General features: G+C 34.0%; 13 protein-coding genes and 1 riboswitch. Of the genes, 12 read left to right on the forward strand and 1 reads right to left on the reverse strand.

Annotated features, from left to right (window positions below):
- Nucleotides 1-134 precede the first annotated feature (134 nt).
- On the reverse strand, nt 135-953 hold the full coding sequence (locus AC4BC4_RS06310; RefSeq protein WP_490477142.1) for a helix-turn-helix domain-containing protein: 819 nt from the start codon (nt 951-953) through the stop codon (nt 135-137).
- Between the two features lie 339 nt (nt 954-1,292).
- Between AC4BC4_RS06310 and AC4BC4_RS06315 the strand changes: the two genes are divergently transcribed.
- From AC4BC4_RS06315 to AC4BC4_RS06370, 12 genes are all read left to right on the forward strand, one after another.
- A complete protein-coding gene (locus AC4BC4_RS06315) occupies nt 1,293-1,856 on the forward strand; it encodes a hypothetical protein (RefSeq protein ID WP_490477143.1) in 564 nt (187 codons plus the stop codon).
- Between the two features lie 147 nt (nt 1,857-2,003).
- Nucleotides 2,004-4,067 (forward strand): heavy metal translocating P-type ATPase, encoded by a 2,064-nt coding sequence (locus AC4BC4_RS06320; RefSeq protein WP_490477144.1) that lies wholly within the window; start codon nt 2,004-2,006, stop codon nt 4,065-4,067.
- A gap of 107 nt (nt 4,068-4,174) precedes the next feature.
- Nucleotides 4,175-5,653 (forward strand): helix-turn-helix domain-containing protein, encoded by a 1,479-nt coding sequence (locus AC4BC4_RS06325; protein ID WP_490477145.1) that lies wholly within the window; start codon nt 4,175-4,177, stop codon nt 5,651-5,653.
- Nucleotides 5,654-5,713: 60 nt separating this feature from the next.
- A complete protein-coding gene (locus AC4BC4_RS06330) occupies nt 5,714-6,625 on the forward strand; it encodes an aldo/keto reductase (protein ID WP_490477146.1) in 912 nt (303 codons plus the stop codon).
- Nucleotides 6,626-7,113: 488 nt separating this feature from the next.
- Complete coding sequence (gene polA / locus AC4BC4_RS06335) at nt 7,114-9,759, forward strand: DNA polymerase I (RefSeq protein WP_490477147.1); 2,646 nt, start codon at nt 7,114-7,116, stop codon at nt 9,757-9,759.
- A gap of 97 nt (nt 9,760-9,856) precedes the next feature.
- Nucleotides 9,857-10,693, forward strand: a complete 837-nt coding sequence (gene mutM / locus AC4BC4_RS06340; protein WP_490477148.1) for a DNA-formamidopyrimidine glycosylase — start codon at nt 9,857-9,859, stop codon at nt 10,691-10,693.
- A 3-nt stretch (nt 10,694-10,696) separates the two neighbouring features.
- Entirely contained in the window at nt 10,697-11,293 is a 597-nt protein-coding gene (coaE, locus tag AC4BC4_RS06345; RefSeq protein ID WP_438756308.1) for a dephospho-CoA kinase, read from the forward strand.
- Between the two features lie 683 nt (nt 11,294-11,976).
- The gene (gene nrdR / locus AC4BC4_RS06350; protein ID WP_438756307.1) at nt 11,977-12,462 is read left to right on the forward strand and encodes a transcriptional regulator NrdR; all 486 of its coding nucleotides are present in this window, start codon (nt 11,977-11,979) and stop codon (nt 12,460-12,462) included.
- Nucleotides 12,463-12,474: 12 nt separating this feature from the next.
- Nucleotides 12,475-13,881 carry a replication initiation and membrane attachment family protein gene (locus AC4BC4_RS06355; RefSeq protein WP_490477149.1) on the forward strand — a complete coding sequence of 469 codons (1,407 nt, stop codon included), beginning with the start codon at nt 12,475-12,477 and terminating at the stop codon, nt 13,879-13,881.
- Nucleotides 13,881-14,810: a primosomal protein DnaI gene (gene dnaI / locus AC4BC4_RS06360; protein ID WP_438756305.1), complete on the forward strand. Its 930-nt coding sequence runs from the start codon at nt 13,881-13,883 to the stop codon at nt 14,808-14,810. Before AC4BC4_RS06355 ends, dnaI begins: the two co-directional genes overlap by 1 nt.
- Nucleotides 14,811-15,057: 247 nt before the next feature.
- Nucleotides 15,058-15,528, forward strand: a complete 471-nt coding sequence (locus AC4BC4_RS06365) for a hypothetical protein (protein ID WP_490477150.1) — start codon at nt 15,058-15,060, stop codon at nt 15,526-15,528.
- Between the two features lie 143 nt (nt 15,529-15,671).
- Nucleotides 15,672-15,842: riboswitch (M-box (ykoK) riboswitch) on the forward strand.
- 207 nt (nt 15,843-16,049) lie between these two features.
- Nucleotides 16,050-16,697 carry an MgtC/SapB family protein gene (locus AC4BC4_RS06370; RefSeq protein WP_490477355.1) on the forward strand — a complete coding sequence of 216 codons (648 nt, stop codon included), beginning with the start codon at nt 16,050-16,052 and terminating at the stop codon, nt 16,695-16,697.
- Nucleotides 16,698-16,700: the final 3 nt, after the last annotated feature.

A 16,700-nucleotide genomic window follows, 5' to 3' on the forward strand; every position in this document is an offset into this window, starting at 1 on the left:
TAATCAGGTCTAATCAGCAAGAAAAAGTAAAAAGAGTGAAATTTAAAATATGGCAATCAGCGTATCATCTAATTGTAATATATGAAACTTACCATTAATAAGAAAGTATAGATGTAATAGTAAATAAAAACAGGTTATTTTTTTCGCTTTTCAAAATAAAATTCATCAAGTAGATAAAGGAGATCATTTTTGGTTTGTGTGTATTTTTTAGTGACTATTTTTTTTGAAAGGGGATTACTTTTATCGCGAGTGTTAGTGATATCTGAATAATCTATTACTTTTGATGTCGAATTATTTTTATACGCTATATCATTAGTGAGAACTTCAGACAAAATAGTAAGAATTTTAGGAATAGAAAGATGATTTTTACTTGTTTTAGTACGTTTTAATAGATCGAGTACCAGGAATAATACAGAGGCATTTATTTCTTTTTCACTGGAATCATACAATAATTCTTCGATCATAGGTAGAAAATCTTTTCTATAACGATCATTTTGTTCAATCTTGTAAGTAACAAAATCTTCGGCAATAAGTGGTGCATGTTGTTCTGAAAGATTTAATTGATAACGAGTGTCAAATAAATACGGAAAAAATTCATTTGCTTTGGTTAGAATCTCCAAATCTTGCCCGTAAGTAATTTTTTGTTTTTTCAATGCAACAAGCAATTGTTCAAGCTGATCGAGGTCTAATTCTTTGCGTAAATTGGCCTCAGCTAATAATTTTTTTACATACTCCGTAAAGTCTCCATAGCGAATCCAATCAGTAGTTGTGTTACCAAGAATTGCTATTTTTTCTAGTCTGTCTGATTTGGGTAGATTATTTCCTTTTTCCCAATTATTTACGGTACTGGCGCTAGAATTTCCAATTAAATTTGAAAAAAGAGCCATTGAATATTTATGTTTCTTTCTAATTTCTTTGATTCTATTTCCAGCTTCTTTTAAGTCAATTTCCAAAATAATACCTCCTTATAGCTAAAACGAACTAATAATTTTTTTTCTGGATAAAAGCCTTCTCTTCTACTATATCATTATTTCAAGAAGAGGTGTATAGTTTTTTTTTCATTTTGTTCTTGTAATTCCCTTTATAAAATGGTATTCTTTTTATACCGAAAAATATTCAATTTGTTGTTTTCTTATATAAATTTTTTTGTGCGTTAGAATGATATAGTTTATTTCGTTGGTATTTTCATCTTTAATATTTGAAAAAATATGAAACAACTATAAAATAGTTCGTTTTAAACTTTATGAAAAAATTTGCCGAAAAATATTCATTTTAAAGGAGGATAAGTATAAATGAAAAAAATAGCTAGAATTGAGGAGCAAAAAAATCGTCTTCTTTACCAATTTTTAGAAAGATTGAACAGAGAAATTCCGCACCAAGAACACAAACAAAAAATGGAGGAAAACTGTGTGCAGCAGTACAAATTACTAGTAAATATGACTTTTAGCGCAAACGTCTTGTATAAAGGATTAGATTACGCAAGCCATGTTTATAATCATGTTGCGAAGATCGAATACACGCGACTTTGTAAGGTGATCGTAAAGCGAAATTTTGATAAAGAAGTAACAGAGGAACTACTAAAAAAATTAAAGAAAACACAAAACGAATTAGTCCACCATTCACCGATGACGAAAGAATCTGAAGGCATCGATATATTTTATGGATTTACTGGGGGAAATCGCAAAAAATACAAAACAAACCGTAACGCAATCAAGCAAATGTATGTAGAAATAAAACAGGAATCAAAGAAAAGTGTATATAGATTTGTCAAGGATACTTATTATAGAAAATACAATAGAATAAAGGAGAAAAGAGATTATATGCTTTGGATTTTAAAGAGTTATACTTGGCATTAAAAGGTCTTCTAAAATTATAATACGCAAAAAAATCTTATTTTTATTAATTAAGAGACTTTATTTTTCGTAAAAGATATCTTGTGCTATGCTTGAAAAAATAAGAGTACGGCATAAACAAATCTTAACTAGAAAAAGAAGGTTTTTAAAATGAGTAGCAATGAAAAAAATCATGTTAAACAACATTCTCATAGAATGGAAGAGATGAACAATTCTATAAATGATCAAGAGCAGAGGTCTGGTATGGACCACAGTATGCATATGAGTAATTTTAAGCAAAAATTTTGGTTTTCACTGATTCTTGCGGTCCCGATTCTATTTATTTCACCGATGATGGGGGTTGATTTGCCATTTCAGTTTACGTTTAAAGGCTCTGATTGGCTAGTCCTGATTTTAGCGTCAATTTTATTTTTATACGGTGGAGAACCCTTTTTAAAGGGGGCAAAATCAGAATTGAAACAAAAAAGTCCAGCAATGATGACGTTAATCGCAATGGGGATTTCAGTCTCTTATTTTTATAGTGTTTATGCCTTTATCATGAATCAATTGAACCCACAAAATCACGTAATGGATTTTTTCTGGGAACTGGCCACTCTGATTGTTATCATGTTATTAGGACATTGGATTGAGATGAATGCTATTTCAAATGCTAGTGATGCTTTGCAGAAAATGGCGGAACTTTTACCAGATAAAGTTAAGCGATTGAATAAGGATGGCAGTGAAGAAGAAGTGCCACTACAAGAAGTTAAACAAAATGATCACTTGGTTGTTCGATCAGGGGATAAAATACCTGCTGACGGCATAATCATTAAAGGGAACACTTCCGTTGATGAATCAATGGTCACAGGTGAATCAAAAGCAGTCACAAAAAATGAAAAAGATAAAGTAATTGGGGGTTCTGTCAACGGAAGTGGAACCATTGAAATAAGTGTAACTGGTACTGGTAAGACAGGTTATCTTTCAAAAGTAATGGATATGGTTAAAAAAGCACAGACTGAAAAATCAAAGTTAGAATCTCTTTCTGACCGAGTTGCTAAATGGTTATTCTATATTGCACTTGGAGCAGGTCTATCAGCATTTATTGTCTGGCTGATCATAGATCACGATTTAAGTATTGCGTTTGAACGTATGGTAACAGTCTTTATTATTGCCTGCCCTCATGCTTTAGGTTTAGCGATACCTTTAGTAGTGGCACGTTCTACTTCAATTGCAGCAAAGCACGGCTTATTATTAAAAAATCGAAATGCATTGGAACAAGCAAACGATATGCAATATATCATGTTAGACAAGACAGGTACCTTAACAGAAGGCAAATTCACAGTAACAGGAATTGAAATGATCACGAACAAAATCACACAAAAAGAAACTTTAAAAGTAATCGGTGCTTTAGAAAACGATGCTAATCATCCCTTAGCGATCGGTATCATGAATTATCTAAAAGAAGAAGCTATTTCTCCTTATAAAGTTGAAAATCTCCAAAATATCTCTGGCATAGGACTCATCGGTACGGTGAATGGACAAATAAGTAAAATTGTTAATGAAAAAGAAGTAGATCGGTTGACTATCTCTTTTGATCGTTCATTGAAACAGCGTTACCAAAAGCAAGGAAATACGTTAAGTTACTTAATTATCGATGATCAATTAATAGCTATGATTGCGTTAGGAGATGTAGTAAAACCTGAAGCAAAACAATTCATTTCTGATTTAAAAGCGCAAGGACTCATTCCTATAATGTTGACAGGTGATAATAAAGTAGCGGCCGAATCAGTTGCCAATTATTTAGGGATCAATGAATTTCATGGCGCACTATTGCCAGAAGATAAAGAAAAAATTATTCAAGCGTATGTTAGTGAAGGAAAAAAAGTCATGATGGTCGGTGATGGGATCAATGATGCTCCAAGCTTGGTTAGAGCAACGATCGGGGTTGCAATAGGTGCTGGAACGGATGTCGCTATTGATTCAGCTGACGTGGTGCTGACTGATAGTGATCCGAAAGATATTATTAGATTTTTAGATTTGGCAAAGCAAACACGACATAAAATGATTCAAAATCTATGGTGGGGAGCGGGTTATAATATCATCGCAATTCCACTTGCAGCAGGTGTTTTAGCTCCATGGGGCATTCTCTTGAATCCGGCTATTGGCGCAATTTTGATGTCTTTGAGTACTGTAATTGTGGCTGCAAATGCCATGACTTTACGTGTTCATAATTAATTAAAAATGAAAAGTAATGAATCTTGCGTATATTTATATGCATATTCATTACTTTTTTTGAATTCGATCAATGTAATGACTATTTACTTTATACATAGGGGGTTGAAATGGATTATAAAGAGATTCTTGATTTTGAATCAAGAAAATTACTGGGACTTTTTAACTTATTAAAATCAACTGAAAATAATAATTCATTAGAGAAACTATCTCGTGAATTAAACATCAATGCCAAGACTATCGTAAGGTCTATGAAAAAGCTCAATCAGTTATTCAAACGTTATCAGCTTGCGGATCATTTGACTATTTGTAGTCAAGCAAAAAAATATTTCTACATAAAAAGAGATAAAGATATCTATTTAGAGTTATTTTTAGTTCAGTATTTAAATGATTTACCAGAAGTTACTTTTTTAAAAGCAATTATTGAAGAGGAGGATATTCAAGCTAAGCAACTAGCAAAACACTTATTGATCAGTGAGTCAAGTATGAGAAGACGAGTGAAAAAGATCAATGAGTGGTTAAAAAAATTTAATATTTATTTAAAAAGAGGAACCTATCAACTTATGGGAGAAGAGGAGCAGATCAGAGCCTTGATCTTACATTTTTACTGGTTTGCTTACCAAGGGACAGACAATAAATTTTTACTATTTAAAAAAGACAAAAACCAACAATTGACCGATCAGTTAGTTCTTTTTTTTCAAATGCAAATCAACGATCTGCAAAAGGAAACCATTTTTCGTATCATTCAAATTACGATATGGCGTTACCAAAAAGGGAAAAAGATCTTGATCAAGGAAGAGTGGAAGCAGTATATCGAGAATAGTTCTATTTTTTTCAAATTTGTAAAAGTAATAAGAAAAGAAGTGATCGATTTAGATTGGGATTTTGAAGAATTAGCTTATCTTTACTTAATTATCCAGGCTAGTTTTTTACCTTATTTTGGAACAAGTATGCAGGCATACATAATTGAAGAACACTATTTAAAGAAGACGACTTGTTTTCTAAATACATTAATTGTCACGAATAAATTCAGGCGAGTATTTTGGGATAAAAAATTTAGCCATTCAAAGACAAGTGTGGTAGCTTTTTTGGGTTTTCATTTATACTACGAACTAATATCAGGATTTTTGTTTGAAAAAAATCAATCAGTAAAATCGTTGCAAGCGAAGTATCCCAATTTTATGAGGAAACTTGATGAGGGTTTGTTTGAACTAATTAAAGAACATGCAATATATAAAAGAATACCAAATGACGCATTAAGGTATCGTTATTTTATGATTTTAAGTTCGCTTATTCCACCAGTTTATAATGAGAAAAGATTATTTGTTTGTTTAATGACTGACTTACCACTTGAAAAAGAAATAGAGATAGGACAAAGAATTGCTAATTTTTTTAATAACAAATTTAATCTAGTTGTGATTTACGCTAGAACAAGTAATTCTATTGCATATGCAGACATTATTTTGACGACTGTGGTCTATCAGGCATTAAATCATGAATGTAATAATCATATCTTGATTATTGAACCTGAAATATCCGAAAATATATTTTTTCAAATAGAAAAATTATTAAAAAAAGTCTCAAATTGAAGCCCTTTCATCTAAATGTGTTAAACTATATCTGTGAATACAATTTTAGGAGGTTTTTTTGTGAAAAAAATACAATTTGGGACAAGTGATTTACAAGCAGCATCAGTTATTCTTGGCTGTATGAGAATGAATGGCGCTGAAAAGCCCGCAGAAATTATTGAAACAGCCTATGATCATGGCATAGATTTTTTTGATCATGCTGACATTTATGGTGGCGGTGAATGTGAAACAATTTTTGGAAAAGCATTGAAAGAAACATCAATTAAAAGAGAAGATATTATTATCCAGACAAAATGTGGGATTCGTAAAGGGATGTTTGATTTTTCAAAGGAACACATTATTGCTTCAGTTGAAGGCAGTTTGAAGCGTCTAGGTGTAGATTATGTGGATGCATTATTACTACACAGACCAGATACACTTGTTGAGCCTGAAGAAGTAGCAGCGGCTTTTGACCAGCTAGAATCACAAGGTAAAGTGAAATATTTCGGAGTTAGTAATCAAAAACCAATGCAAATCGAACTATTGAAAAAAACAGTGAATCAACCTCTTTTAGCAAATCAGTTGCAATTTGGGATCAAGCATACTGGTATGATTGATCAAGGAATTCACGTGAATATGACTGATGAAGCAAGTGTTGATAGAGATGGTAGTATTTTAGATTATTCTCGCTTGAATCAAATGACGATACAGGCCTGGTCTCCTTATCAATATGGCTTTTTTGAGGGTGTTTTTATTGGTAATGAAAAATTTTCAGAATTGAATACAACATTAGATCAAATTGCTGAACGCCATAATTGCACCTCAACAGGTCTTGCTACTGCGTGGATTTTAAGACATCCTGCAAAAATGCAAGTCATAGCAGGAACAATGAATAAAAAACGAATCGAAGAGATCGCTAAAGCCGCGGATATTGTATTAAGTAGAGAAGAATGGTACGAAATTTATCGTGTAGCTGGGAATATTCTACCTTAGTTGTATGATTAAAAAATTTATAAAGAATATCTCCTTTATTTCTCCCAGATCACACCAAGTTTTTTAAGATAAAGAACTAAGTTTTGAAAGAGTCTAGAGTAGTCTTTACTGACTGTGAAAAAAATGAAAGACTACTTTCATTCTAGACGATTTTATTTTGTGTATTTTTGTGAACCTGTGAAATCTTGAGTTTATAATTTTTTGAAAAAAATTAAGTAGTGTTCTCTAAAAAATTACACTTTATAAACGATTCGTTCATAAATTATTCACAAATAACTTGTACTATAAGGACATATAAAAAAGACAATAGTTACAAGAAAACAATTTCATTTGTGTGAACTCCTAATTGACCCGCTCTGAGTGTGCAGAGCGGGTCTTCTTTTTTTTCAAATAAGCTTTACGAACTTTAGTTCCTTCCTACTGCAAAGTTGACAGATTTTTGTTAGAATGGTAATGAAACCAGTTTGCTGAAGATGAGGAGAAAAAAGATGACAAAAAATAAGTTACTATTAGTTGATGGAAACAGCGTAGCATTTCGAGCGTTTTTTGCTTTGCATAATTCCCTAGAACGTTTTAAAAATAAAAATGGGTTACATACCAATGCCGTTTATGCGTTTAACAATATGTTTGAAAACGTTATGACAAAAGAAAAACCAACGCATGTTTTAGTCGCGTTTGATGCGGGAAAAACAACCTTTAGAACTGAATTTTATCCAGAATATAAAGCCGGGCGCTCAAAAACGCCAGGAGAATTTAAAGAACAAATGCCTTACATTCGTGAATTGCTGACTGGTTTAGGTGTAAAATATTATGAGCTAGACAATTATGAAGCAGATGATATTATTGGCACACTAGCGACAAAGGTTCCCAAAGACGAATTTGATGTCGTTGTCTTATCAGGAGATCGAGATTTGACACAACTAGCAACTGAATCAGTAAAAGTTGATATTACGATCAAAGGTGTTAGTGATTTAGAATCCTACACACCAGAGCATGTAGCTGAAAAATATGATGGATTAACACCTAATCAAATCATTGATATGAAAGGTTTGGCAGGAGATACTTCAGATAATATTCCTGGTGTAACGAAAATCGGTGAAAAGACTGCTATTAAATTATTGAAAGAATTTGGTTCAGTAGAAGGTGTATATGAAAACATCGATAGCTTAAAACAAAGTAAAATGAAAGAAAACCTGATAAATGACAAAGAACAAGCCTTTATGTCTAAACGTTTAGCGACAATCAATGTGGATTCTCCAGTAGAGATAACGATTGATGAACTGAAATATGAAGGAAAAGACTTAGAAAAATTAATTCCATTCTACAAGGAAATGGAATTCAAACAAATGTTAAGTAAACTAAATGTTGAAGAAGAGACAGTTGAACTAACAGATGTTCACTTTGATGTTGTGGATACATTCACCGAAGAAATGTTTACGGAAGACATGGCTTTGTATGTTGAAATGCTGGAAGACAATTACCATACTTCGCCGATTGTAGGAGTGGCATGGGGAAATAAAAATAAGGTATACGCAACGAATAGTCTAGAACTATTTGAAAGCCAGCCTTTTATTGATTGGTTACTTTCCGAAAAGTACAAGAAAACAGTCTATGATGCCAAACGGACTTATGTCTCACTTAACCGTTATGTAGGGAAACCTCAAGGTATTGCATTTGATGTATTACTAGCGGCTTATTTATTAGATACAAATGATAATAATGCTGATATTGAAGGCGTAGCACAACATTATGGCTATACGGATATTCACTCTGATGAATCCGTTTATGGAAAAGGGGCAAAAAAAGGCTTGCCAGAAGATGATGAAGCATTCTTCAGCCATCTTGCACGAAAAGTCAATGCTATTCATTTTCTTTCAGAAAAATTAGATGCAGAATTAGTTGAAAAAAATCAAGCTGATTTATTCTATAAAATGGAGTTACCACTTTCAAAAATCTTAGGCGATATGGAAATTACTGGAATTCGTGTAGATGCAAATCGATTGAAAGAAATGCGTATCGAATTTTCGAATCGACTACAGGAAATCGAACAAAAAATTTATGCAGAAGCCGGAGAAGAGTTCAACTTAAATTCACCGAAGCAACTAGGTGTGATTTTATTTGAAAAAATGGAGCTACCTGTTATAAAAAAAACAAAGACTGGCTACTCAACAGCTGTTGATGTACTAGAACAATTGAAAGAACAAGCACCGATTGTGGAAGATATTCTCGTTTATCGTCAAATCGCTAAAATTCAATCAACCTATGTGGAAGGACTATTAAAAGTAATTCAACCAGACGATAAAATCCACACTCGCTACGTTCAGACTTTAACACAGACAGGCCGTTTAAGCTCTGTTGATCCAAACTTACAAAATATTCCGATCCGTTTAGAAGAAGGACGGAAAATTCGTGAGGCGTTTGTTCCTAGAGAAAAAGATTGGTTGATTTTTTCATCCGATTATTCTCAAATTGAATTACGAGTGCTAGCTCATATTTCAGATGATCAACATTTAAAAGAAGCGTTTATAGAAGGTCAAGATATCCATTCAAGTACAGCGATGCGTGTATTTGGCATTGAAAAACCAGAAGACGTGACGCCAAATATGCGTCGTCAAGCCAAAGCGGTAAACTTTGGGATCGTTTATGGAATCAGTGATTACGGATTGTCACAAAATTTAGGCATTACGAGAAAACAAGCACAAGAATATATTGATACCTACTTTGAAAAATACCCAGGTGTTAAGAAATATATGGAAGATATCGTCCGGGATGCCAAAGATAAAGGATATGTTGAAACCTTATATAACCGCAGACGTTATTTACCAGACATCAATTCGCGCAATTTTAATTTACGCTCGTTTGCAGAACGAACTGCGATCAATACGCCGATCCAAGGAAGTGCTGCTGATATTTTGAAAATTGCGATGATCAATATGCAGAAACGTTTGGAAGAAGAAAACATGCAAGCAACGATGTTATTGCAAGTGCATGATGAACTTGTTTTTGAAGCGCCTCAATCTGAGCTGGAAAAACTAGATGAATTAGTGAAAGAAGTAATGGAAAATGCTGTTGCTTTACATGTGCCACTGTTGACTGACAGTAGTTGGGGCAAAACTTGGTACGAAGCGAAGTAGTGAACTAAAATAACATGAAAAAGACTGACCAAACGAAAAAGTTTTGAAAACTTTGATGTGTTCGTTTCGGTCTTTTTCTTCTAAGGAGAGAGAAAAATTGCCAGAGTTGCCAGAAGTTGAAACGGTCAGAAAAGGGTTAGAAAAATTAGTTGTTGGAAAGACGATCAAAGAAGTTGTAATTTTATGGCCAAGAATTATCGAATCATCAGAATCCGAACTATTTGCTCAACAGTTAATTGGTCAAAGAATTGAAAGAATGACACGACGAGGCAAGTTCTTGATTTTCAAATTAACAAATTATGATCTGATTTCACATTTACGTATGGAAGGAAAATATGAAACAAATGGACCAGAAGATGAGCGGACCAAGCACACTCATGTAATCTTTAGGTTCACTGACGGAACTGAATTACGCTATCTTGATGTTCGAAAATTTGGGCGCATGGTTTTGGTGCCTAAAAATCAAGGAGAAAATTACAAAGGAATTTTAGCATTAGGTCCTGAACCGCTCCCCTCTGAATTTAAATTGTTAGAATTTCGTAAAGGCTTGAAAAAGCACCATAAAGCCATCAAACCGTTATTATTGGATCAGCGTTTAGTCACAGGCTTGGGTAATATTTATGTGGATGAAGCCTTGTGGGAAGCAAAAATCCATCCTGAACAGCCAGCGAATACTCTAAAACCAAAAGAAATTGAGCGATTATATTATGCGATCATTGATGTTCTTGCTCGAGCAGTTGAGGCTGGTGGGACTACGATTAGAAGTTATTTAAATGCGTTGGGAGAAGCTGGGACATTTCAGGTTTCACTTAATGTTTATGGTCAAACAGGTACGCCATGTCCAAGATGTGGCACGCCGATCAAAAAAATAAAAGTTGCACAGCGCGGCACTCATTTTTGTCCGAAGTGTCAAACCTTGAAAGTGAGGAATTGATTGATGGGAATGGTATTAGGTCTAACCGGTGGCATTGCTACAGGAAAAAGTACAGTTGTTTCTGTGTTTAAACGTCTGGGATTCCCTGTTGTCGATGCTGATGTAATTGCTAGAGAAATTGTTGAAATAGGAATGCCGGCATTAGGGGAAGTAGTTTCTCTTTTTGGTTCGGAAATACTAAATTCAGATGGTTCATTAGACCGAAAAAAATTAGGTGAAATCATTTTTTCTGATGAGGAAAAAAGAAAAAAATTGAATAGCACACTCTCTCCTTTTTTGAAAGAGAGGATTTTAGCTGAGATTGCTGATAAAAAAAGTAAAGCACCATTAGTTATAGTTGATATTCCTTTATTGTATGAAGGAGGCTATGAGAAATTTGTCGATAAGGTAGCAGTCGTCTACATTCCAAAAACAATGCAATTGACTCGTTTGATGAAACGAGATAACTTAACAGAAAGAGAAGCCCAACAACGAATAACGAGCCAGTTGCCTATCGAGAAGAAAAGACAAAAGGCAGATATCTTATTCGATAATCAAAACAGTATCGAAGAAACAGAGAAATTAGTGGGAAAATGGGTATTAGAAAATAAATTTAAGTAAAATATCAGAATTTTAGTCTTTATATTTTTTACAATAATCTAACGCTAATAAAGTCATTAATGTGAAACTACGTATAAAACATTGTTTTTTCGTGGTTTCTTTTTTTACACATCAATAAGTGGACAAAATCAATCTATATACAAAAATTAAAATAACTGAAAATTCGTTAGAATAAATTGTCCGTCCTATCAGTGATAATAAAGTCAGGTCAGTTATTTGAAAAATTCAAGTTCAAAGTCTTTCAGAACATTTTTGGACGAAATTTCAAGATATTATTTATTCTGATTCATCTCAAATTGTTTGAGCATCTTAATCTCAAACAGGGAATGCGATTGTTTGTTCTAGCAACATAAACTTGGGATAGAAGTTGAAGTCTCTTTTGTCCTGGTAGGTTATTTATTCTATTTTGTTATTAGGGATCCGCTTTTATTCCTTAGTAACAATTCTTAAAAACAGGTTGGACGACGCGTTAAAAAGCGATGATACGATGGACTGAGATATAAGCGTGTCTCATGTCTTCTTTTATTTTTATTAGGCTATTTTCCCAAATGAAATGATAATAAAATTCTTTATGAAGTCATTGCAGATGGATGGTTTCTCACTCATTTCATGTTATAATACAGATAGTTAAATAAAAATCAAACTAAATTGTAGATAGTATAAGATAAAATGAGGTGAAAACTATGCGTTGTCCAAGATGTCATCATAATAATTCCCGTGTAATCGATAGTCGTCAAGCGGATGATGGTCGCGCCATTCGTCGTCGTAGAGAATGTGAGAACTGCAATTACCGTTTTACAACATTCGAACGCATTGAAGCAGCACCATTATTAGTCATCAAGAAAAATGGTGATAGGGAAGAATTTAATAGAGAAAAAATTTTACGCGGACTGATCCGTTCGGCTGAAAAACGTCCGGTTGCTATGGAACAAATGGAGCAAATAGTCGATAATGTCGAAAACCGTGTGCGTAGTTTAGGTGAAAATGAAATTTCGACAACTTTGGTCGGAGAGTATGTAATGGAAGATTTAGTTAATTTGGATGAAATCGCCTATATTCGATTTGCCAGTGTCTACCGTCAATTTAAAGATATGAGTGTGTTCTTGAAAGAACTACAAGGAATCGTAGACAAAGCCAAATCTTCAAATTCAGATACAACGAAAGAATAAGGAGGTCTTTCCTTGAAAGACAATTGGAAAGAAGTCCATCCTAAAAGTATTTTTCAAGTAGCACTATCTTATCCTTTATCTAATCAAGAACAAGAGATATTGACGCTTTTATATCAGCCAATGATTGGTGCAGAAGCTTTTAGTTTATACTTGACCCTTTTATCAGAAGTAGAAGAGATCGGGGTAAGTGAGTCTCTTTTTCATGCTGAATTAATCACGATGATGGATATGAGTATCAAGCAAATTCAAGCCGCTAGAAAGAAATTAGAAGGTATTGGGTTATTAGGGACCTTTAGCAAAGACGATCCTGAACTAGGAACACAGTATTTATACCGATTGAATCATCCTGAAACAGCTGAACGTTTTTTTAAAGATGAAGTATTGTCATTGACATTAATGAACAGTGTAGGACAAAGAAAGTTAGAAAAATTGTTTGAACGATTTAAACCCAAATTTGTCAATTTGACTGGTTTTGAAGAGATTTCAGCCAGCTTTAAAGAGGTTTATTTATTTAAAGAGGAACAAATCATTTCACAAAGTAAGCAGTTAAACCGAATGGAACAAGCATTCAAAGAGCCTAGACCTGCTCAAAAGCCAAGTGCCATCAATGATAGTTTCGATTGGTCCTATTTTATCCAAGGAATAGAAAAACTCGGAATCAAATTACCAGATAATCAAGTAGGCTTTAAGGAAGAAGTATTTATTTTCCATAATTTATTTGGTATAACAGAATTGGATATGATCGATTTCTGTTCTAAATCATTTGATTATTACACAAGTAAGATCGATGTAAAGGATTTTGAACGGGCTGTGTATAGAACATTTGATCCTGATAAAAAACAAAAACCAAGTGAGTTTCAAAAAAATGATTCAGTGGATTTATCCGCAGAGGATCAGCAGACGTATCGCTACAATTCGTTAAAAATGATTGGTTTTTCAACCCAAGATATTCAGATGATCATGGATAGTGAGAAAAATTTTCCTTTGAATTACTTAGAAGCATTAAAAAATGAGCGTGGTGGCTATACAACGCCGCAAGAACGTTCGTTGGTCAAATATTTAGTAAGTAAATCTGGTCTGCCAAACAGTGTGATCAATGTTTTGATCAACTACGTTTATAATATACAAAAACAACCTACACTAAAGGCCGATTACGTGAATCGAATTGCTAATGAATGGGCACAAAGTGGTATTTTTTCGCCAGAGAAAGCCATCGAACATGTCCGGGAACTAGCTAAAAAGGGTAAAGAGCAAAAACAAACGAGACAACGATACGGACAAAATAATCGACCAATCCGTCAAGAAACGTTACCGGATTGGGTGGATAATCCAGTAGAAGAGCAGAAATTATCTAAAGAAGAGCAAGCGCGATTAGACAAAGAAATTCAAGATTTCTTGAGTAAAGGAGGCGGAAATTAATGGAAGACGTAGGAAAAGAAATGTCAAAAATCATCCAAAGCAGAGATATGAGTGAACGTTACAACGAATTGGTAGAAGTGGTCTTGAAGGATACGGATGTTCAACAGTTTATTGAAGAACATCGTGAGCGATTAACAGATGAAGATATTCAAAAGAGCTACTCAAAGCTTTACGAATTTGTACAAGAAAAACGCAAATACCAACTGAATGATCCAACAATGATTGCGCCTGGATATGAGCCTCAACTAACCTTGAATTTTCATTACATTGATGTCACCTATGTACCGACAGAAGCGCTTATCGCTAAACAAAAAGAAGATGAAATTCGTAAACGAGTTCGTGCTATGGATATGCCAAAAGATGTACGAGAAGCCAGCTTAAATAGATTTGATACAGCATCTCAAGGTCGAGCACAGGCGATGGCAGAGACGATGAAATTTTTAAATGAATACACGTCGAATCCAAAAGAATTTCACAAAGGACTTTATCTTCAAGGAACCTTTGGAGTTGGAAAATCGTTCCTATTAGGTGCGATTGCTAATAGCTTAGCTGAACGTGGTTTTATTACAACAATCGTTCATTTTCCAACATTTACAGTTGAAATGAAACAAGCAATTGGGAAAGATATGGTTGGTCCAAAACTTGATGCTGTCAAGAAATCACCCGTTTTGATGATCGATGATCTTGGTGCAGAATCGATGACTTCATGGATTCGCGATGATGTGTTAAGTGTTATTTTACAATATCGAATGCAAGAGCAATTAGTGACCTTCTTTTCATCAAATCTTGATTTAAAAGACCTAGAAAAACATTTATCCGTGACTCAACGAGGTGAGCAAGAACCTTTAAAAGCGCGTCGAATCATGGAACGTATTCGATATTTAGCACAAGAAATTACAATGTCTGGAAACGATCGAAGAAATGGATAGAGGAATATTACTGATTATCCTCTCTCCAGGTTTTTAGTGAGGTTGGAACAGAAGTGTTTAACTCTTATTTCCGAAGTTTTTACTTCTGTTCCCACCGTTTATTCAGATTTTTTAAGGCTAGGACCTAACTCGTAGAGCTATGTCCTAGCCTTTCATTTTTTTTATTTTTATTAAGTATACATGATGAGGATGGACGATTGTAGATTCTATCGCTTATAATAAAGTATCAATTTTTGGAGGACGTAACATGAAAAAAATCGCAATAGCAGTTTTAACTGTATTTACGCTGATTTCTTTAGGAGCTTGCGCACAAAATAAAAAAGATTTGTCAAAAGGAAGTGAAGAAACAGCAATGAGCAGCCAAAAAGATCAAGTGATTGATGAAACGCTGAATACTAAAGACAAAGACGAAACGCAATCAATATTTACCGCAGTTTTAGTTGAAGATGCTACGAAAAATGAAACGGTGGACAAATCGATTCGATTCGTTTTAAAAGACGTCGAAGTGGTTGAAGACCCAGAAAAAATAATTAATATGATGAAAAATGATGGCGTTATTTTAAATGTACCAAAGGAACAATTGGCTGATGGCCTCACAGAAAGTGAGTTTAAAGCTGGGGATACTATTCAATTTACTTTAGCTGGCTTACCTGCGATGACGATGTCGATTCCACCTCAAGTCGCTGGAAATTCAGTCGTGAATGTCGAAAAAAAATAATAAATTTAAAAAATAATCAATGTTGATAAATAGTGCAGCTGCACGTTTGTAACATTGGTTATTTTATTTTTGTTAGAAAAATGAATAAAATGCTATTGACATTTGTTTTAAAACGGTGGTATAGTTTCATCTGTAAGTTAATTAAATAGATTTGTTAGGTGAGGCTCCTATACAAACACAGGCTACTGCCCAAAAACATCGAGAGATGCCAATGGGTAGAACAGGGATTGTCGATTACAAGGCTTTTCATAAGGTAGCTAAAAGCTCTGCTTTTTACGTTGTATAGTGCCAAAACTCAACGACTAGATCATACAGGCTTTTTTTTGTGCGCTTATTTATGACCTTCCGCTGAGTTTTTGGCGGAAGGTTTTTTGCTTTAAATCACTACGACTGTTGGAAAAGCAGAGTAGAGGATGAACGGTACTTGCTAAAAAGTAATATGTCCGCGAAAAACCAATCACCGATAAACAAATCTAGGGAAGGAGCAAACCAATGAATTTTTAATCAATATTATCGCTAGTATATTTGCTGGAATGATCATTGGCGTAGAAAGACAGTGGCGAAAAAAACTAGCTGGAATGAGAACAATGACGTTAGTAACGTTTGGCTCAAGTCAATTCGTTTCATTATCCGGTTTAATTCAAGATGACAGCAGTCCGACGCGAATTGCGGCTCAAGTCGTAAGTGGTATAGGTTTTCTTGCTGGGGGTGTGATTTTACGAGAAGGATTTAGTGTGACTGGGATCAATACTGCAGCAACTTTATGGTGTTCCGCAGCAGTCGGAAGTTTGATTGGCGCAGGATTTGTGATCGAAGGGGTGATCTGTTCTATTGTTTTAATGTTAGTCAATATTTTATTAAGAAACCTATCGTTCAAAATGGATGACTTAACTGTTCAAAGACAAGAAGAACAAGCCGATTCGATTCATTACCTATCAGTGATTACTAGTAATACAAGTGAAGTAATGCTTAGAACAGAAATTATTCAGTTATTGGATAACTATTGCCTAACCTTTACAAAATTTTCTTGTACTGATTTGGCTGGTAAAAAAGTAAGGCTATTTTTAGAAATCGAAGCTGCAAGAAATGGGACGCTCGCAGTGAATACAATTATTTCCGAATTATCCCAACTATCAGAAGTCATAGAAATTAATCAAATGAGCAATTAAAAG

It is taken from the genome of Enterococcus sp. AMC1086 (assembly GCF_058216575.1).